The 20,006-nt window shown below is 32.4% G+C and carries 13 protein-coding genes and 4 pseudogenes; 3 read left to right on the top strand and 14 right to left on the bottom strand.

The genetic code is table 11. The features are described 5' to 3' along the window. Window positions 1-5: 5 nt before the first annotated feature. Window positions 6-385: pseudogene (locus P5P87_RS18510) on the top strand (hypothetical protein). A gap of 253 nt (window positions 386-638) precedes the next feature. On the opposite strand, the gene P5P87_RS18505 reads toward P5P87_RS18510, so the two are convergent. From P5P87_RS18505 to gdhA, 11 genes and pseudogenes are all read right to left on the bottom strand, one after another. Beyond that, window positions 639-1,019, bottom strand: a complete 381-nt coding sequence (locus tag P5P87_RS18505) for a TraR/DksA family transcriptional regulator (protein ID WP_008465297.1) — start codon at window positions 1,017-1,019, stop codon at window positions 639-641. 6 nt (window positions 1,020-1,025) lie between these two features. Further along, complete coding sequence (ileS, locus tag P5P87_RS18500; protein ID WP_278020215.1) at window positions 1,026-4,427, bottom strand: isoleucine--tRNA ligase; 3,402 nt, start codon at window positions 4,425-4,427, stop codon at window positions 1,026-1,028. A gap of 130 nt (window positions 4,428-4,557) precedes the next feature. After that, window positions 4,558-5,272: pseudogene (gene recO / locus P5P87_RS18495) on the bottom strand (DNA repair protein RecO). A gap of 48 nt (window positions 5,273-5,320) precedes the next feature. Then, window positions 5,321-5,563: an alginate O-acetyltransferase AlgX-related protein gene (locus tag P5P87_RS18490; RefSeq protein WP_278020214.1), complete on the bottom strand. Its 243-nt coding sequence runs from the start codon at window positions 5,561-5,563 to the stop codon at window positions 5,321-5,323. Further along, a complete protein-coding gene (locus tag P5P87_RS18485; RefSeq protein WP_278020213.1) occupies window positions 5,550-6,347 on the bottom strand; it encodes a hypothetical protein in 798 nt (265 codons plus the stop codon). Before P5P87_RS18485 ends, P5P87_RS18490 begins: the two co-directional genes overlap by 14 nt. 3 nt (window positions 6,348-6,350) lie before the next feature. Next, window positions 6,351-7,799, bottom strand: coding sequence for an MBOAT family O-acyltransferase (locus P5P87_RS18480; protein WP_278020212.1), 1,449 nt, complete (start codon window positions 7,797-7,799; stop codon window positions 6,351-6,353). Window positions 7,800-7,840: 41 nt separating this feature from the next. After that, entirely contained in the window at window positions 7,841-8,362 is a 522-nt protein-coding gene (locus P5P87_RS18475; RefSeq protein WP_422854075.1) for a T9SS type A sorting domain-containing protein, read from the bottom strand. Window positions 8,363-8,423: 61 nt separating this feature from the next. Continuing rightward, window positions 8,424-9,383 carry a hypothetical protein gene (locus P5P87_RS18470; RefSeq protein WP_278020211.1) on the bottom strand — a complete coding sequence of 320 codons (960 nt, stop codon included), beginning with the start codon at window positions 9,381-9,383 and terminating at the stop codon, window positions 8,424-8,426. 3 nt (window positions 9,384-9,386) lie between these two features. Next, window positions 9,387-10,835, bottom strand: coding sequence for an MBOAT family O-acyltransferase (locus P5P87_RS18465; protein WP_278020210.1), 1,449 nt, complete (start codon window positions 10,833-10,835; stop codon window positions 9,387-9,389). A gap of 57 nt (window positions 10,836-10,892) precedes the next feature. Next, a pseudogene (porZ, locus tag P5P87_RS26295) lies at window positions 10,893-13,123 on the bottom strand (type IX secretion system anionic LPS delivery protein PorZ). Window positions 13,124-13,299: 176 nt separating this feature from the next. Then, window positions 13,300-14,643 (bottom strand): NADP-specific glutamate dehydrogenase, encoded by a 1,344-nt coding sequence (gene gdhA / locus P5P87_RS18455; RefSeq protein WP_278020209.1) that lies wholly within the window; start codon window positions 14,641-14,643, stop codon window positions 13,300-13,302. 325 nt (window positions 14,644-14,968) lie between these two features. On the opposite strand from gdhA, the gene P5P87_RS18450 reads away from it, so the two are divergent. Further along, window positions 14,969-15,760, top strand: a complete 792-nt coding sequence (locus P5P87_RS18450) for a THC0290_0291 family protein (protein ID WP_278020208.1) — start codon at window positions 14,969-14,971, stop codon at window positions 15,758-15,760. Between the two features lie 97 nt (window positions 15,761-15,857). Here P5P87_RS18450 and P5P87_RS18445 read toward each other — a convergent pair whose 3' ends face one another. Then, a complete protein-coding gene (locus tag P5P87_RS18445; protein WP_278020207.1) occupies window positions 15,858-17,000 on the bottom strand; it encodes a cystathionine gamma-synthase in 1,143 nt (380 codons plus the stop codon). Between the two features lie 104 nt (window positions 17,001-17,104). Here P5P87_RS18445 and P5P87_RS18440 point away from each other — a divergent pair, with 104 nt between their 5' ends. Next, window positions 17,105-17,848, top strand: a complete 744-nt coding sequence (locus tag P5P87_RS18440; protein WP_278020206.1) for a DUF3298 and DUF4163 domain-containing protein — start codon at window positions 17,105-17,107, stop codon at window positions 17,846-17,848. 87 nt (window positions 17,849-17,935) lie between these two features. On the opposite strand, the gene P5P87_RS18435 is transcribed toward P5P87_RS18440, so the two are convergent. Together P5P87_RS18435 and P5P87_RS18430 are read right to left on the bottom strand one after the other, a co-directional pair. Further along, on the bottom strand, window positions 17,936-19,081 hold the full coding sequence (locus P5P87_RS18435; protein WP_278020205.1) for an ATP-binding protein: 1,146 nt from the start codon (window positions 19,079-19,081) through the stop codon (window positions 17,936-17,938). A gap of 108 nt (window positions 19,082-19,189) precedes the next feature. Further along, window positions 19,190-19,945 (bottom strand): annotated as a pseudogene (locus P5P87_RS18430) (SDR family NAD(P)-dependent oxidoreductase). Window positions 19,946-20,006: the final 61 nt, after the last annotated feature.

The following is a 20,006-nucleotide window of genomic DNA, read 5'->3' as shown; positions in this document are numbered from 1 at the left end:
GAACTATGAGTAATGATTTTTTAAACGTGTTTTTAAATGAAATGAAAACAAACGTGAACGGCTTTATCGCTGTAGCAGTAACTGAAATTGAATCTGGATTAAGTTTTGGAAATTTAACTATCGACCCTAGTTTTGACCCTGAACTTGCGTGACTTATAACCTAGAGGTTGTAAAAGCTAAACTAAGTGCTGTAAAAGCATTAAACTTAAACCAGGATATCGAAGATATTTTGATTACACTTTCTAATCAAATTCATATTATCGACATTTCTCCAAACAAAAAGTTCATGATTTACTTGGCCGCAGATGCTTCAAAAGCTAATCTGGGTATGACAAGAGCTATTTTAAGAAAACACAAAGCTGACGTTGAAAAAAACCTAGCATAATTTTTCTTAAATTTTATCCATTACAAACCGTCTTAATTCAAGACGGTTTTTTTATAGCTTATAATGAATGAAAGTAAAACAAACGAAATTGTTCTTACAAAAATCAATACCGCATTTTTAATTTTATTTTGATTAATTATAAACAATTTCTTTCAAAGTACAAATTCACTAGTAAACTAGCTCATAGTTAAACATTAAACAAAAAAAGCGCTCCATAAAGGAGCGCTTTTTTATTACATATTTCTACGCAATCTTATCGTTGCAAGTTTTTAGCTTCGATACTCATTGTTGCATGAGGAACGATTTTAAGCCTTTCTTTGCTAATTAATTTACCTGTTACTTTGCAGATACCGTAAGTTTTATTTTCCACACGGAATAAAGCATTTTTTAAGTCACGAATGAATTTCTCTTGTCTGATAGCCAACTGAGAGTTTGCTTCTTTAGACATGGTCTCACTTCCTTCTTCAAAAGCTTTAAAAGTTGGAGAAGTATCGTCAGTTCCGTTATTCAAATCGTTCATATAGGCACTTTTGATCAAATCAAGATCTTCTTGTGCTTTTTTAATTTTTGCTTGGATTATTTCTTTGAACTCTGCTAAATCTGCATCTGAGTATCTAATAATTTCATCTATCATTTTCTACTATTTTGAAATTAATATAATGGTTCTAATGTCATCAAACTCAATTTCTGTGCCGTTTTCTAAAACGTCAGCAAAAACTAGTTCATCTGTTAATGTTTCAGACTTAATATAGTCTTCATTTTTTGAAACTGCATCTTCTAAAATACCGTCTCGTTTTATTTGAACTTTAATCTTATCCGTAACCTCAAATCCTGAGTCTTTACGAATGTTTTGTATTCTATTAACTAATTCTCTAGCGATACCTTCATTTTTTAATTCTTCGGTAAGAGTAATATCAAGCGCAACTGTTATTCCGTTTGAATTAGCAACCAACCATCCTTCGATATCTTGCGATGTAATTTCCACATCTTCTAATGATAAAGTTACACTATTTCCTGCAATAACAATATCTAGCGTCCCTTGCTTGTCCAGCTGATTGATTTGATCCGCAGAAAAACTTTGTATCTCTTTGGAAATCAACCCCATATCCTTACCAAAACGTGGGCCAAGCGCCTTAAAATTAGGCTTAATTTGTTTTACCAAAATACCTGAAGCATCATCTAAAAGTTCAATTTCTTTAACATTTACCTCAGCTTTTACAAGGTCAGAAATCGCTTCGATTTCAGCACGCTGATTCTCGTCAAGTACTGGAATCATTACCTTTTGCAAAGGTTGACGAACTTTTATCATCTCTTTTTTACGTAGTGACAACACCAAAGATGAGATCGTTTGCGCCTTCTGCATTTTGCTTTCCAACGTTTTATTAACAAAGTTTTCGACAAATTTTGGGAATTCTGCCAAGTGAACACTAGCAAAATCCTCGGTTCCCGTAGAAGCTATCAAATCTCTGTATAATTTATCCATAAAAAATGGAGCAACTGGAGCGCTTAATTTACTAATGGTAAGCAAACAAGTATAAAGCGTTTGGTAAGTCGCAATTTTATCTTTAGCGTATTCTCCTTTCCAGAAACGACGACGACATAAACGAACGTACCAGTTACTTAAGTTTTCCTGAACGAAATCAGAAATGGCTCTTGTCGCTTTTGTTGGCTCGTAATCTTCATAACATTCGTCAACAAATTTGATTAACGAATGTAATTCAGAAATAATCCACTGATCGATTTCTGGTCTTTCGTTTAACGGAATTTCAGCTTCTTCGTATTTAAATCCGTCGATGTTAGCATATAACGAGAAGAATGAATAGGTATTGTAAAGTGTCCCGAAGAATTTACGTTTAACCTCAGCAATTCCTTCAAGGTCAAACTTCAAGTTATCCCACGGATTTGCATTCATAATCATATACCAACGTGTAGCATCTGGACCGTTTTCTGCAATGGTTTTAAATGGGTCTATGGTATTTCCTTTACTCTTAGACATTTTAATTCCGTTTTTATCCAAAACAAGACCATTTGAAACTACGTTTTTGTACGCTATTTTATCAAAAACCAAAGTTCCGATAGCATGTAAGGTATAGAACCATCCACGTGTCTGGTCTACTCCTTCGGCAATGAAGTTCGCTGGAAAATCTTTGTTATCATCAATTTTTTCTTTGTTTTCAAAAGGATAATGCCATTGTGCATAAGGCATTGCTCCAGAATCAAACCAAACGTCGATTAGATCACTTTCACGCTTCATTGGTTTCCCTGAAGCCGAAACTAAAGTAAGTCCATCAACCACATTTTTGTGTAAATCGATTAAATCGTAATTTGCCTCAGACATATTTCCGATTTCAAATCCTTTAAACGGATTTTCTTTTTGGAAACCTGCTTCGATCGATTTTTCGATTGCATTGTACAATTCTTCAACAGAACCGATAATAACTTCTTCTGTTTTATCTTCTGTTCTCCAAATTGGCAACGGAATTCCCCAATATCTAGAACGAGATAAGTTCCAATCATTAGCATTTTTAAGCCAATTTCCAAAACGTCCTTCACCAGTAGATTTAGGTTTCCAATTGATAGTTTCGTTCAGGTCGAACATTCTATCTTTTACATCGGTTACTTTGATGAACCATGAATCTAGAGGATAGTATAATAACGGCTCGTCTGTTCTCCAGCTATGCGGATAACTGTGCACGTATTTTTCAACTTTAAATGCTTTATTTTCTTCTTTTAAACGAATCGCAATTTCAACATCTACAGATTTCTCTGGAGCTTGTCCTGCATCGTAATATTCGTTTTTAACGTATTTACCAGCTAAATCACCTAAATGTGAAGTGAATTTTCCTTGTAAATCTACTAATGGAACTGGAGTTCCGTTTTCGTCTAAAACCAACATTGGCGGAACTTCTGGTTTTGCTTCTTTTGCCACTTTAGCATCATCTGCACCAAAAGTCGGAGCTGTATGTACAATTCCAGTTCCATCTTCAGTTGTAACAAAATCACCTGCGATTACTCTAAATGCGTTTTCAGCATTTTCATAAGGCAGTACATAAGGCAATAATTGCTCGTAACGAATTTCTACTAAATCCGCTCCTTTTGCTTCGGTTAAAATTTTGTAAGGAAGTTTTTTGTCACCGTTTTTCACATTGTCAAAATCAGCATCGTCTTCACTTAAGAAAAATCCTTTTCCGAATTGTTTTCCAACTAAGTTTTTAGCCAAAACAACATTGATTGGCTCAAAAGTATATTGATTGAAAGTTTTAACTAAAACATAATCGATTTTTGGACCAACTGTCAAAGCTGTATTTGATGGCAATGTCCAAGGAGTTGTCGTCCAAGCTAAAATGTGAATATCTCCAAAACCTTGCAAGAATGAAGGCAAAGTTTCGGGAAGCGTTTTAAACTGTGCTACAATTGTAGTATCAGTTACATCACGGTAAGCTCCAGGCTGATTTACTTCGTGAGAAGATAATCCGGTTCCTGCTTTTGGAGAATATGGCTGAATTGTGTATCCTTTGTACAATAAACCTTTATCATAGATTTGTTTCAAAAGCCACCAAACCGATTCCATGTATTTTGGCTTATAAGTCACATATGGATCTTCCATATCTACCCAATACCCCATTTTTTCGGTCAAATCATTCCATACATCGGTATAACGCATAACGGTTTTTTTACACGCTTCGTTATATTCTTCGATCGAAATTGTTTTACCAATATCTTCTTTTGTAATTCCTAATTCTTTTTCGGTACCCAATTCTACAGGCAAACCGTGAGTATCCCATCCAGCTTTTCTTTTAACCTGAAAACCTTTCTGAGTTTTATATCTGCAAAAAATATCTTTAATCGCACGTGCCATTACGTGGTGAATTCCAGGTAATCCGTTTGCTGAAGGCGGACCTTCAAAAAATACGAAAGGCTCAGCACCTTCGCGAGTTGTCACACTCTTTTCAAATATATTTTCTTTCTTCCAAAAATCAAGAACTTCAGACGCTACAGTTGGCAAGTCAAGTCCTTTGTATTCAGTAAATTTTGTACTCATTTTATCCTTTTCTTAAACGAGGTGCGAAAGTAAGGAATTTTGAGGGAAATAGATAAAAGATAACGGAAAAAAGACCGATTTCGGGAAATTTTGAGTAGATTCCGCAACAAATAATGTTCTTTTTATCTATTTAAGAGAAAACTTCCTTTAAAATCTCTAAAGATTTAGGTTTTTTGAATCCTTCCAAATGAAGACTATAATAATCGATTAGAATTTTCAGAAGAATTTGTCTTTCTAAAACATGAAAGACTTTTTGATCATTATCAAATTTTAATTCCAGTAATTTTTTAAACAAATTGGTTTCATGTTCTGAAAGCACATTTGCTTTTTGAAAAAGTGTAAAAACGCCTTCATTCATTTCAAAAAAAGGCAAATCGATCTCAGAAGTATCGGGATAAAAACCAAGATATTTTGTGATTTCTAAGAGCAGAATTAAATGAAAATTAGAAATTTCATCATGATGATCTAGCCAAGTTAATGCCGTTTCTAAAAAGAGAAATAACTGTTCGTTTTTTTCTTCTTCTTGAATAGAATAATGCAACGATCTCTGAAAGAAACATAACCATTGTACTTTTCACAATATCAGTATGAATAGTCTGAAATGGAACAGCACTTTTTATTTCTTTAAAATTTTCTAAAGTGCCTTTATTTTTGTGAACGGCTTCAATTTCTAAAATCGAAAACGGCTGAAAATAAGCAATTTTCTGACTTGCCTTTCTGCTAGAAAAAGCGTCACGTACAAAATAAGATTTCAGTCCACTGGATAGTGTAAAACATTTTACGATCAAGCTTTTTTCCTGAAATTTTAATGATGAAATTACTATGGCTTTGGTTTTGACTTGCATTTATTTTCTAATTTCTTCAAGTTAAAATCAACAACTTAACTCCGTTTATTAATTCACCACTTTATCAATCTCATTCGCTATTATTTTGGAAGCTACAGGAGACCAATGTGTGTCATCATAAAAATACATGTCTTTCTTAACTTCCAGTTGATCTAAAAGCTTTCTTTTTGAATCTATATAAATATAATCTTTTTTAAGGAAGCCTAAGTATTGAAAAAACAATGGCTTTGGAAAATTTGTTTTATCTAAAATATAATCATAATATAAATCATATTTATCAGGAGCTGGCAAGACTATAAGCTTTACTTTTTTCTCTTAGCTTTTTTGACAAGTCATTTAAAACATTATTTAACTTTATGACTCCTTCCAAATTATTATTTAGCTGAACACCCAACATGTCTTCTTCTGAAAATAATAATTTGGAGGAATTATTGCTGAATAATTTGTTTGTTTTCAGAGTAACATTATACACATTTTTAGACAAATAGTTTTCATCTAAATAAAATCTAAACATCGAAAAAGGAAAAGAGATTGTTTCTCTCGAAAAGAAACCTCCTTTTTCTTTTTTTATCAATGCCTTGTGATTATTTTCCGTTTTATTAAACTCAAACCGCTTTCTTGTTTTAGAAACGTCTATTTTTTTTGAATTGTATACAAATTTTCTCTCAACATTTTCTAAGACTACATATTCAACTTCATATTCTTCAAAAAAATCACTATTCAAAAATTCATACAAAATTTGCAATCTATTCCCCTTAAAGGATGTATCTAAGTGCAAAACAGAATGTTTTTCTGCTAAATAATTTTTGTAACCATAATTACCTTGCCCTGAAAAAGAATCTCCCATGATAAGAATTTTTGCTTTCTTATTTTTTGCCTTTGAAATTTCATTAAAATAAGATTTCCTCTCAAATTCTTTTTGAAAAACACTTCTATATTCCTTAAAAAAAGGAAAGTAACCTACTCGCAATAAATCTGGAGCCGCAAGTGAACTAAAATAAAACGTTGCTGTAATAAGATGAAGAATTATGAAAGGAGATACAAATAAAACGGTTTTCAGGATAATTTTTCTCATACGCTAAAACTGAAAATAAATAAATTGCTGTTGTTCACCACTATACCAAAATATTGCAATAATGATTACAAAATAAAAAGCATATCTAAATAAAGGCTTCCATCTTAGCCCCAATTTTGCTATCGCAAATTGATTTTCTCTACCCAACCATTCAACAACTATAAAAACAAACAAAAGAAGAAATAATACGTTCTTAAAATCATCACCATCATATTTAACAGAAGTAAACAATGAACTTGAAAATATTTTGGAAATATAGCTTACAGCATGCTTCAAACTATCTGCTCTAAAGAATATCCAAGCGAAAACAGTCAAACAAAACGTCATAATCATTTGAAGAATTTCTTTTCCATTAGGTATAAATCTTCCTTGAGCTACAATGTCTAAGTTTTTTCTATTTGTATTGAAAATAATTGAAGGCATGATATATAATGCATGCAGTAAACCCCATACAATAAAAGTCCAATTAGCACCATGCCAAAATCCGCTAACTAAAAAAATGATGAAGGTATTTCTAATTTTCATCCAAGTTCCGCCCTTACTTCCTCCTAACGGAATATATAAATAATCCCTAAACCAAGTAGAAAGTGAAATATGCCACCTTCTCCAAAACTCCGCAATATCCCTCGAAAAATAAGGAAAAGCAAAATTTCTCAATAAATCGATACCAAAAAGTCGTGCAGTTCCAATTGCTATATCAGAATATCCCGAAAAATCACCGTAAATTTGAAAAGCAAAAAAAACTGCGCCAAGAACAAGCGTACTTCCAGAATATTCAGAAGAATGATTAAAAATATCTGTAGCATATTGAGCACATTGATCTGCGATAACAATTTTTTTAAACAATCCCCATAAAATTTGCCTTAAGCCGTCGACTGCTTTTGAATAATCAAAAGATCTTTTTTTCTTAATCTGAGGCAATAGATGTGTCGCTCGCTCAATTGGTCCCGCAACGAGCAACGGAAAAAAACTTACAAACAAAGAATAATCAATAAGATTTTTTTCTGCTTTAATTCTGTCTTTGTAAATATCAATAACATAAGACAAACCATGAAAAGTATAAAATGAAATTCCAACTGGCGACAAAATATCTAGAGTCAGAGGATTTACCTTCAAACCAAAATTAGCTAGTCCTTCCGCAAAAGATTCAACAAAGAAATTATAGTACTTAAAAAAGCCCAGAAAGCCAAGATTTATTGATATACTCAACCAAAACCAAAACTTTCGAACTTTTAGACTCTTAGATTCAGAAATCTTTATACCAGAAAAATAATCTAGCATAGTAGAAAAGACTAGTAGAAATAAAAACCTCCAATCCCAACAGGCATAAAAGAAATAACTGGAAACAAGAAGTAAAAGATTTTGAAACTTAAGTGTTTTATTTACAATAACCCAATATAAAAAAAACACTATTGGCAGAAAAATTACAAAGTTGAAAGAATTAAAGAGCATTCCTTGTTTTTTTAGTTCAGAAATAATAGTAAGTATAATACTTAATTTTTTGCTGGGCAAAAAAACAAATAAAAATGATACTTCATCGAATAATCATCACTTTTAACTTTAGTTTCGACTCCGTCTTGTACGGAAATAAAAACCATATAAACTCCAGATGCTACTTTATATCTTCCGAAAGCAGTTGTGTCCCATTCGATTGTTCTGCCCAAAGATGTTACTTTGTAAACTAAATTCCCTTCAATATCGGTAATTTTAACATTTGCCTTATCAATCAATCCTGCAACTTTAACGGTTGCTGTGTAAGTAGGACGAACCAGATTTGGATAAACATAAACATTGCTCAAATCTTCATTGGCATCTGTTGAAATTCCGCCAAATGAAACCAATTCCTTACTGGTTGCAATAAAAACCTCTCTTGTCCTACCATTTATCTTAATATCAGTTACATAATTACTTGGTAATGGCAAATTGTTTATTGTAAAAGATATTTTGTTTCCTACCCATTTGGTGAAATCATAATTTAAGGACGAGATTACTATCGCTTTGGTTTTGACTTGCATCGCTTATTTTTTCTACTTTTCTAAATTAAAAACTTTTTCAAGCCAAAAACTGATTTCTAAATTACCTATCAATCTTTAATTCTGTTTTTAAGACATGTGAAAATTTACTTGTGAAAATTTCAGCGACTTTTTTATTCATATGAATTGCATTATAAAAAAGCGTCTTATCAAAACAAATTTCATCATTTGAATAATCATAAAATTTTAAATTATATTTTTTAGCAAATTTCTTGTAAAGTTTGATTAGTTCCTTTCTGTTTGTCACAAATTTCTGACCTTCTATATATTCTGGAGTATATACCAAAATCAAATTGATTTCCATTTCTTTACACTCGTTAACAAACTTATCAAAAAGATTTATCCTTTCTTGATCCCATTTAATTCTATATGCTTGCATTTTAGCCTTAACTCTGTCAAAATCACCATTCCATTCCAAGTCCATACCTAAATATCCATTATGTCTATATTTTTCAGCTGGCACTCCCTTGGTTATATATTCCGAAACAATTTTCAATTCATCCCTTTTTCCTGAATACCGAACGGCCGGAATAAAGTATTCTAATCTACTATAATAATTATAAGAGCGTGTATACCTCTCAATATCAAAATTCCATAGCATATATGGTAGATATTGACCTGCTTCATACAAGCCAGTAGGATTACGAAAAGACAATACATCAACTGAAAGAATTATTGTTTTAGGCTTATTATTATGCTTCAGGAATTCCAAATGACGTAAATACAGTAAATCAAATGCATGCCCATCATTTCCAAAATTATAAACTTTACAATTTAGGGAATCACTGATGATTTTAGGATCAAAATGAACCCAAGCTCTTGAAGACCCATAAATTGCTATATCACAATTTGCTTTTGAATTATAAATATCATCCATAACTTCAAATTCCCCCAGAGATCGATTAGATTTATTTAAATAAGACGAAACAATATAATCAAATGGGTAAGAGATAATTATAATTGGCAAAAAGAAATATAAAGTTTTAAAGAGAAACTTTTTCATGCATTAAAATTGAAAATAAATAAATTGTTCTTTTTTACCACAAAACCAAAAAATAGCTATTAAAATCATGTAATAAAATAAATAGCGAAAAACAGGCTTCCAACTTTGCCCCAATTTTGCTATCGCAAATTGATTTTCTCTACCCAACCATTCAATGGCCATAAAAATAAACAAAAGAAGAAATAATACCTTCTTAAAATCATCACCATCATATTTAACAGAAGTAAACAATGAACTTGAAAATATTTTAGAAATATAATCCAACGCATGTTCAACATTATTTGCTCGAAAAAAAATCCATGCAAAAACCACCAAACTAAATGTTAGAGCAACTTGAAAAACTTCTTTAATGCTTGGCAAAAATTTACCTTTAGCTACAATATCAATATTTTTTCTATTGGTCTGAAAAATAATTGAAGGCATAATATATAATGCATGCAAAAGCCCCCAAATAATAAAAGTCCAATTTGCACCATGCCAAAATCCACTAACCAAAAAAATCACAAATGTATTGCGAATTTTCTGCCACATTCCAACTTTACTTCCTCCAAGAGGAATATACAGATAATCTCTAAACCAACTTGATAGTGAAATATGCCATCTTCGCCAAAACTCTGCAATATCTCTTGAAAAATAAGGAAAAGCAAAATTCCTCAATAAATCTATACCTAAGAGACGCGCTGTTCCAAGCGCGATATCTGAGTAACCTGAAAAATCACCATAAATTTGAAAAGCAAAAAAAACTGCACCAAGAACAAGCGTACTCCCAGAATATTCAGAAGAATGATTAAAAATATCATTTGCATATTGAGCACATTGATCAGCAATTACAATTTTTTTAAATAATCCCCATAAAATTTGTCTCAGTCCATCAACCGCCTTTTCATAATCAAATTGTCTCTCTCTTTTAATTTGTGGCAAAAGATGAGTTGCTCGTTCAATAGGCCCAGCGACAAGCAAAGGAAAAAAGCTTACAAAAACAGAATAATCCACAATATTTTTTTCTGCTGGTATTCTTTCTTTGTAAATATCAATAACATATGACAAACCATGAAAAGTATAAAATGAAATTCCAACTGGCAACAAAATATCTAGTGTCAGAGGATTTATCTTGAAACCAAAATTAGCTACACCTTCCGTAAAAGATTCAACAAAGAAATTATAGTACTTAAAAAAGCCTAAAAAGCCAAGATTTATTGATATACTCAACCAAAACCAAAATTTGCGTGTAGTTTGATTACTAGATTCTGCTATTTTTATTCCAGAGAAAAAATCTAAAGCAATAGAGAACATCAATAAAAACAAAAACCTCCAATCCCAGCAAGCATAAAAAAAATAACTCGCCACAAGTAATAATATGTTTTGTGATTTTAGTGATTTATTTACAACAAACCAATAAAGGAAAAATACAATTGGCAAAAAAATTGCAAAATTTAAAGAATTAAAAAGCATGTAGGCAAAGACTTGTTTCGAGTTTAATTTATTTTGGGGTTCAAAGATGTTACTTTTCTACCGAATAATCATCACTTTTTTAACTTTAGTTTCGCCTCCGTCTTGAGCAGAAATAAAAACCATGTAAACTCCAGATGCTACTTTATATCTTCCGAAAGCAGTTGTGTCCCATTCGATTGTTCCGCCCGAAGATGTTACTTCGTAAACTAAATTACCCTCAATGTCAGTAATTTTGACATTTGCCTTATCAATTAATCCTGCAACTTTAACGGTTCCTGTGTAATTAGGACGAACTGGATTTGGATAAACATAAACATTACTTAAATCTTCATTGGCATCTGTTGAAATTCCGCCAAACGAAACCAATCCTTTACTGGTTGCAATAAAAACTTCTCCTGTTCTACCATTTATCTTAATATCATTTACATAATTACTTGGCAATGGCGAATTGTTTATCGTAAAATGATATTTTGTTTCCTGTCCATTTGGCGAAACCATAAATACTCCAGAATCTGCAGTTCCGATCCATTTGTTATTTGCCCCATCAACCGCAATAGAAGTTACAAACTGCTCGTATAATAATTCTTGAGCCAAATTATCTTCTGTAATAATAATTGGATTTGCTTTTAGCTGACTTTCAGATTGAAAACTCGAGACGTTAGACAAAACTCTCAAACCCTTTGTCGTTCCAATCCAAAGTTGATTTTTTATATCTAAAGCTATCGCCCTTACATCTGCAATTGGCAAATTACCAGCATCAGCACCAAAAGTCATTTTTTTAAAGGTATTAGTGCTTTCATTAAATCCGACAACTCCAGTTTTATAAGTCCCGATCCACTTTACATTATTGCGATCTATTACTATACTCGAATAATTCTCTTCCCCCACATCTTCTGATATTGCGACCATCGAATAGCTGCCCCATTGCCCATTTGTTTTTAAAACTTTCAATCCGTTATTGATTCTACTATTGGTCACCCAAAGATTTCCAGTTTTATCAAAAGCAGTTGCATTAATTCGAACATCTATATAATTTGGACCTTCTGTTGTAATTGACTCCAAACCGCTGTTTTTTTCATTATACAAAAGAGTTGGAACATCATTTTCAATCTTCAACAATCCAGAAAAAAAGAACCGGCATAAACTTGCTTTTCGTTATTCGGATTGATATAAATTCTGGTTATTGATTTTGCGTCAAAAACATCAGAATATGGAATATTTAACCATCCAGAAGCATTAAAGCGACTAATTCCGTAACTATCTAAAGGATAAGGGTTGTACACAGCATCGTAATCTCCATATACTGCCCACAAAACATTTGAACCAGCATCTACAGAAAAAATATTGTTGCGTACTGGTCCACTTGGAGTACTATTTTCGAAAACCGTGACGTTATTTAACGAAGAAACAAACAAACCTTTTTCTTTTGTCCCGATGAAAATCTGATCCCCAACTGCGGTTGCGCAACTAAAATTCAAACTATTATCTAAAACCTGAGCATTTGTAATTTGCCTATTCAATACCATTTGATTATTATAGACATAAACAGTATTGGCGGTTGTAACAAATAAATTATGATTTTTTACTCTTGCATCAATAGCCGCTTGAGGTAATTGCAAAAAGCCCACAAATACATTTGAATTGAATCGATGAATATATCCAGAACTATTTATTGCAATAAGTTCTGTATCTAAAGCTTCAACACTAGACCAATCTCCTCCATTTACAATTGACCATTGACTAAAATCTACAAGATTAGCGTTTGCACTATCAGCTTTTCTAATACCGCTAGAAGTGGCCGCAAAAATAAATCCGTTAAACATTGCCGTTTGTTTTACACTTATTTCTGCTCCATTATCACCAATAAAATAAGTGTCTCCGAATTGTGAAGTTTTAAGATTGAATTGAACAATTCCAAAATCGCAAGAAACATATATCAATCCATTATTCTCCATAAAGTGATTGATTTTTTTAGTATTTGCCGGCAGTTGTTTATTAATAATATCAACGACTTTCAACATACTTCCGTCAGCATCATTAATTAAAATCATTAATCCATTTTCATAGCCAACTATTGTTTTTTTGAATGCTTCGCTGTAGTAAACTGCAGAAATTGTCTGACCTGAAAGTCCGTCAACTGTAGTAATCGATTTAAGGATATTTGTCGTTACGTTTCTTGAAAACAATGCATTTTCTGAAGTCGCTATTACAGCTGTCGTTGATTCTGAGATATCCTTTACTTCATTAAATGAAAAATAACCTTGCCAAGACAATTTGCCCTGCGCCATGCAAAACTGAATTAGAAGTAAAAACAAACCGCAGAAAAAAACTTTTTTCATCATATAATGTATTCGAATAGACAAATATACTACAAACGGAATTTTATTTAATTTTTAGTACAAATAAAATACCCCCGATATCTTATGAAGATAACGAGGGCATTTCTAATTATTGTAATTAAATCTTAAACTACACCTTGAGCAAGCATAGCATCGGCAACTTTTACAAATCCGGCAATATTAGCTCCTTTTACGTAGTTAACATATCCGTCTTCTTCTGCACCGTATTTTTTACATTGGTTATGAATTCCGATCATGATTTCTTTCAATCTCAAGTCTACTTCTTCACTAGTCCAGTTTAAACGTATTGAGTTTTGAGTCATTTCTAATCCAGAAGCGACAACACCTCCAGCATTTGCGGCTTTTCCTGGTGCGAATAATACTTTATTGTCTAAGAAAAGTTTAATAGCATCTAATGTAGAAGGCATATTTGCGGCTTCTGTAACACATAAAACGCCATTATCAATTAACTTCTTAGCATCATCTCCATTTAACTCGTTTTGAGTAGCGCAAGGAATAGCGATATCTACTTTTACTTCCCAAGGGCTTTTTCCTTTATGGAAAATAGCATTTGGATATTTCTCCAAATATCTTTCTGCTCTATTATCTCCAGTAGCTCTCATTTCAACCATATGGTCAATTTTTTCTCCAGAAATACCTTCTTCATCATAAATATAACCATCAGGTCCAGAAATAGTAACTACTTTACCTCCTAATTCATTTACTTTTAAAGCAACTCCCCAAGCCACATTTCCGAATCCAGAAATAGCAACTCTTTTACCTTTAATTTCATGACCAATTGTACGAAGCATTTGATCTGTAAAGTAAACTACTCCATATCCTGTTGCTTCTGGTCTAATCAATGAACCACCGTAAGCCAAACCTTTTCCAGTTAAAACTCCCGTAAATTCATTTCTAATTCTTTTGTATTGGCCAAACAAATATCCAATTTCTCTTGCTCCTACACCAATATCTCCAGCTGGAACGTCAAGATCTGGACCAATATGACGGCATAATTCTGTCATAAACGATTGGCAGAAACGCATAATTTCGCCATCTGATTTTCCTTCTGGGTCAAAATCAGAACCACCTTTACCTCCGCCCATTGGAAGAGTTGTCAAACTGTTTTTGAAAACTTGTTCGAAAGCAAGGAATTTTAAAACTGATAAATTTACTGTATGGTGAAATCTAATTCCTCCTTTATAAGGTCCAATTGCAGAGTTCATCTGAATTCTAAAACCTCTGTTTACAATAATTTCTCCTTTATCGTCTACCCACGGAACTCTAAATATAATTGATCTCTCTGGTTCAGCGATTCTTAGAAGTATATTCTTCCCATCGTATTTTTTACGTTCTGATATAAAAGGAATTACAGTTTCAGCAAATTCTCTAACAGCTTGAAGAAATTCTGGCTCGTTTGGATTTTTTGACTCAATTAGAGCCATAAATTCATTTATTTTTTGTTCCATCTTTGAAATAAATTTTTCAGATAATTAAGTTTAATCTTTACTCTTATAAAAATAAGAAATCATGTTTAAGAAAACGTTTTCGTTTTAACAGACAAAGATATATCAAATAATGATTCGATGTTATATTTTTCACTTTTTTGAATCGATTTGTGTTTTTTTCAAACATTACAAAAAAACACATTTTACATGTAGGTGTTTACATGCAAATCACTCTTTAAAAGTTAGTAAATTAAGTATTTTGCTAGTTATTTTTCAATAGAGCGATTTAATATTTTGAATCGATTATGTTTTTTATATATTTGCCGTGATTTGTAAGCCCTAAAAAATGTCTAAACCCCTATTTATCACATTACTTGCCTTGTTTGGCATATCAACTGCTGTATCAGCACAAGGACTAGCTCAAGAGATCGGAATTTATGCCGGACCAGTTACATTACAGTCTGATTTTGGAGAAAGACACAACTTCGATACCAATGTAGGAAACACTGGTTTTGGTGTTGGAATTATGCACTTTCTTAACTTTTCTAGCAACAACAATAGAGAAAGTTTTTTTACAGAGCATTTTAAAGTAAGAACTGATCTATCTTTCAGCAGAACTACTTTAAAACATTATGGAGAATGGGTTGAAAGAAAACCTAACGGAATAATTGCACAGCAATTAAAAAATATGCACGCAAGTTCTAGCATATTAGGTTTAGGTGCTCAGTTAGAATTTTCTCCTTTTATGAAAATCCACGATTACGAAAACACAATTGGTAGCCTTAGTCCGTATGGAAGTTTAGGATTTCAGGTTAGCTATTATTCAGCAAAAGTTGGATCTCATTTAGGAGACATCACACTACCTACTGTTACTCCAGGAAAATACTTAACCCCATCTGATGGACGTGCACATGGATTCTCTACAGAAACAGGCGTAGTTTTATCTGCAACAGCTGCTGTTGGTGTTCATTACAAATTATCTGAACTGAGCGATTTAATGTTTGAGACTCGTTTCTCTATGTATAATTCAGATTGGATTGACGGATTGAATCCAAATAAAGATATTTATAAAGAAAACAAATCTAACGACTGGCAGGTTTGGTTTAACTTCGGATATATTTATTATTTAGAGTTCTAAATCAAGAAAATTTACAACATAAAAAATCCCAAATTCCAAAATAATTAAAATTGGAATTTGGGATTTTTATTTTTATTTTTATTTTTAGATATATTTATTAAGCTAAAGCTTGCTCTAAATCTGCAATTAAATCTTCTGCATCTTCAATACCAACGCTTAATCGAACTAAATCGTCTGTAATACCAACTTCTGCTCTTTTATCTGCAGGAATAGATGCATGCGTCATTAAAGCTGGATGATTTGCCAATGATTCTACTCCACCAAGAGACTCTGCTAAAGTAAAGACTTTCAGTTTTTCTAAAAATGCAATCGAATCTTCTTTCTTTCCTGATTTAAAATCAAAAGAAACCATTCCGCCAAAAGCTTTCATTTGTTTCTTAGCAATTTCGTGAAACGGATGATTCTTCAAACCTGGATAATAAACTGTTTTAATCTTTGGGTGATTACTCAAGTATTCAACTACCTTTTCTCCATTTTCACAATGTCTCTGCACTCTTAGAGCTAAAGTTTTGATTCCTCTTAAAACCAAAAAACTATCCATCGGCCCAAGTGTTGCTCCAGTAGCAAATTGCTGAAAATGCAATTGCTCTCCAAGCTCAGCATCTTTTACAATTAATGCTCCAGCAATAACATCAGAGTGTCCTCCTAAATATTTTGTAGCCGAATGCATTACAATATCTGCTCCTAAATCTAAAGGTTTTTGCAAATAAGGCGTTGCAAAAGTATTATCTACCGCAAGAAGAATTTTTTTCTCTTGAGTGATTTTTGCTATATCTTGAATGTCTGCCAATTTCATTAACGGATTGGTTGGCGTTTCTACCCAGATTAACTTGGTATTTTCGTTAATTAAACTTTTCAGTTTCTCGATATTCGTCATATCCACAAAATGAAATTTAATACCCGAATCTTTATAAACACGAGAGAACATTCTGTATGTTCCTCCGTACAAATCATCCATTGCAATGATTTCGTCTCCGGCTTTAAAAGATCTTAAAACACAGTCTGTCGCAGCAAGACCAGATGAAAATGCTAATCCGCGAGTTCCGTTTTCAATACTAGCCAAAGCGTCTTCTAAAGCCGTACGCGTCGGGTTTGAAGCTCTACTATATTCGTAATCTGCCAAAGGTTTCCCTGGACTTGTTTGAACAAATGTTGAAGTTTGATACACTGGCGGCATAACAGCTCCTGTACTTGGATCATGATGCTGTCCTCCGTGAATAACTTTTGTATTGAATTTCATATAGTTATAAATTTTAATTCCATAATTCTTTTACAAATTTACCGCTTAATTTATTTTATCGCGACACAAGTTCTTACCTTTGTAGATAATTAACACTTTTTGATATGAAAAATTACATATTTATAATCTTTTTGTGTTTGATTTTTACAAGTTGCAAAAAAGAGCTTTCATTTGACAATGAAACGTTTGAAGAAAAATCTACTATTCCCTGCAAAAAAGATTGCCCAAGAATTACGATAGAAGTTCCAATTGCTAAAAATGTTAAAGTAACATCAGACAGCATTAATAAAAAAGTATTTGCTGTAATTAAAGAGATTGCATTTTTTGAAGAAGATTCGGTAAAAGTTGATGATTATAAATCATTAGCAAAATCGTTCATTGTTTCATACGAAGAAATGCATCAAAAATTCCCAAATGACACCTTTGGCTGGGAAGCAAGAATAATAGGAAATGTAGAATTTCAGTCAGAGCAAATCTTAAATCTTAAAATTGACCATTATACCTTCACAGGCGGCGCTCATGGCTATCAAGGTTATCGCTCTTTATTATTCGATAAAAAAACAGGAAAAACGATTTTTAACAATCAGTTATTTAAAAACGAAAAAGAGTTTAAAGCTTTCGCTGAAAAAACTTTCAGATCAAAATATAAAATTCCAGAAAAAGCCAATATTAATGCTACAGGATTAATGTTTGAAAATGACAAATTTCAACTTCCTCAAAACATCTTCTATACTTCTGCGGGTTTACTTTTATATTACAATTCATATGAAGTCGCATCATACGCAGATGGCCCAAAAGAGCTTTTATTCCCGTATGAAGAAGTAAAAAAATATTTGAATTTTCACTAAATAATTTCAGCATCGATTAAATGCACCGCAGTGTGTCTCTATAGAAAACCTCAGAATCTTAGAACCTTAGCAACTTAGAATCTTTTTTCACTGAACATCATACTTCATTTTACGCAAAACCCTCAAGGCTTCTTTAAACGAAGAATATACATTTTTATAAGGCTTTAAAAGCAATTTCGCATCGATTAATTTTTGTCTGGCATCTTCAAAACCATTCAAATGACAAATCATAAAGGTAGAAGGCAGATTTTCTAAATCCTTCATTTCACGATCCGATAAAGTGATTTCTTTTTGGAGTTTACCCAATAGAGCCATATTCGAATTATAAATATGATATAGCATTTTTCTATTGAATTCTGGCGACTGAAAAAGCATCTGACGGTCGATTTTATAATAACCGTTATCAAAAAAATAAATGGTTTGCTCTTCTAATGGATAATAACTTGTTTTGTCATTTAATCCTAGCGGAACATATTCTGTAATGGTAAAAGTATCGTCATTATATTCGATTGTAACAACATCTTGTGCCGAATAAAAAAGTTTAATCTGTTCGTTTATCAATTCGATATCTACACGAGACAAATATGTTTTATCACGTAATTTTTTTGGAACTCCAGCCCAACAAATCACAAACAATTCTTTAAAAACACGATATTTCGGGGACATATCTTTATGCCTGAAATTCATAAAATCAATAACACCGTCTAAAGTATATTGAATACTATTTCGAGAACTATTTTCGATTCCAATAACCGTTTCTGTATTCTGATTGTTTTTTTCAATTTCCTCGTGTTCTTCCAGAGGAATCGAATTACTACCGCGTCTTATAAAAACACTATTGGCAAGAATGGTATGAATTCCTTTTTTAAAGTAAGAGATTTTACTTTTAGGCTTTATTGTAACGAGACCAATTACTTTATCTTTTGGAAGATTAGGAAAAGGGACGTTTTCATATTGAATTTTTGGAGGGTTTTCTAAAAAAGCATTGACTAGATTCTGAATTCTACTATCATCAAAGAAATCGTCGCCGACAATTTCGTTATCTTGATCTTCTACTCCAACTACGATGTAAGAGTTATTGTTTGGGTTAGAATTGGATAAAGCACAAATGTGTTTTAGAAACTTTCCCTTCCCTTCACGAGAATGGAGATTCAACTGCCTTTTTTTATCATAAAAACTGCTTTCGTCATTATGAGCGAGGAGATTTTTAATTAAAAGGCGTTTATTAATCATGTCGATTTTATTTAGCCACGAATTGCACTAATTCGCAGTAATTTAATTTATTAAAACTTAAAATTAAAAAAAAGACGCACTACTGTGCGTCTCTATATTCGATTTTATTTAAATATTCTTTTTAACAATCGTCGAAGAGGCCTGTGCAGTACTCATAACAACCAAATCGGCAATATTTACATGATAAGGTCTTGAAACCACAAAGTGAATAATATCGGCAATATCTTCTGCCTGCAGCGGATCAAATCCTTTATAAACATTTGTCGCTCTCTCAACATCTCCCTTAAAACGAACTTCGCTAAATTCTGTTGCCACCATTCCTGGATGAATACCTCCAACTCGAATTCCAAACGGATTCAAGTCAATTCGCATTCCTGCAGTAATGGCATCAACAGCGTGTTTAGATCCGCAATATACATTTCCATTCGGATAAACTTCTTTTGCAAGCAGTTGAACCAATATTAATAATATGTCCAGATTGTCTTTCAACCATCTGCGGAATTATAGCTTTTGAAACATACAAAAGACCTTTTACATTAATATCAATCATGGCATCCCAATCGTCTAAATTTCCATTTTGAATCGGATCTAAACCGTGGGCATTTCCTGCATTATTGATTAAAACGTCGATTGTAGAAAAATCGCTTGGCAAAGCTCCAATTTTTTTAAAACTTCTTCTTTATCGCGAACATCAAATGTTAGAGAATGAACTTCTGTAAAAGCCGAAAGTTCTTTTTGAAGTTCTTCCAAACGATCTTTACGTCTTCCGCAAAGGATCACTTTATAATTGTTTTTCGCTAAAATCTGAGCGGTTGCTTTTCCAATTCCGCTTGTAGCACCAGTAATTAAAACTGTTTTTTTCATTTCATTTTTTTTATTTTTTGCCACAGATTAAAGGATTAAAATGATTCTTTTGAAATCTGTA

The organism is Flavobacterium ginsengisoli (assembly GCF_029625315.1).
Lineage (GTDB): Bacteria > Bacteroidota > Bacteroidia > Flavobacteriales > Flavobacteriaceae > Flavobacterium > Flavobacterium ginsengisoli.
The sequence above is the reverse complement of the archived record's forward strand: the minus strand, read 5'-3'. Positions and strand labels throughout refer to the sequence as shown.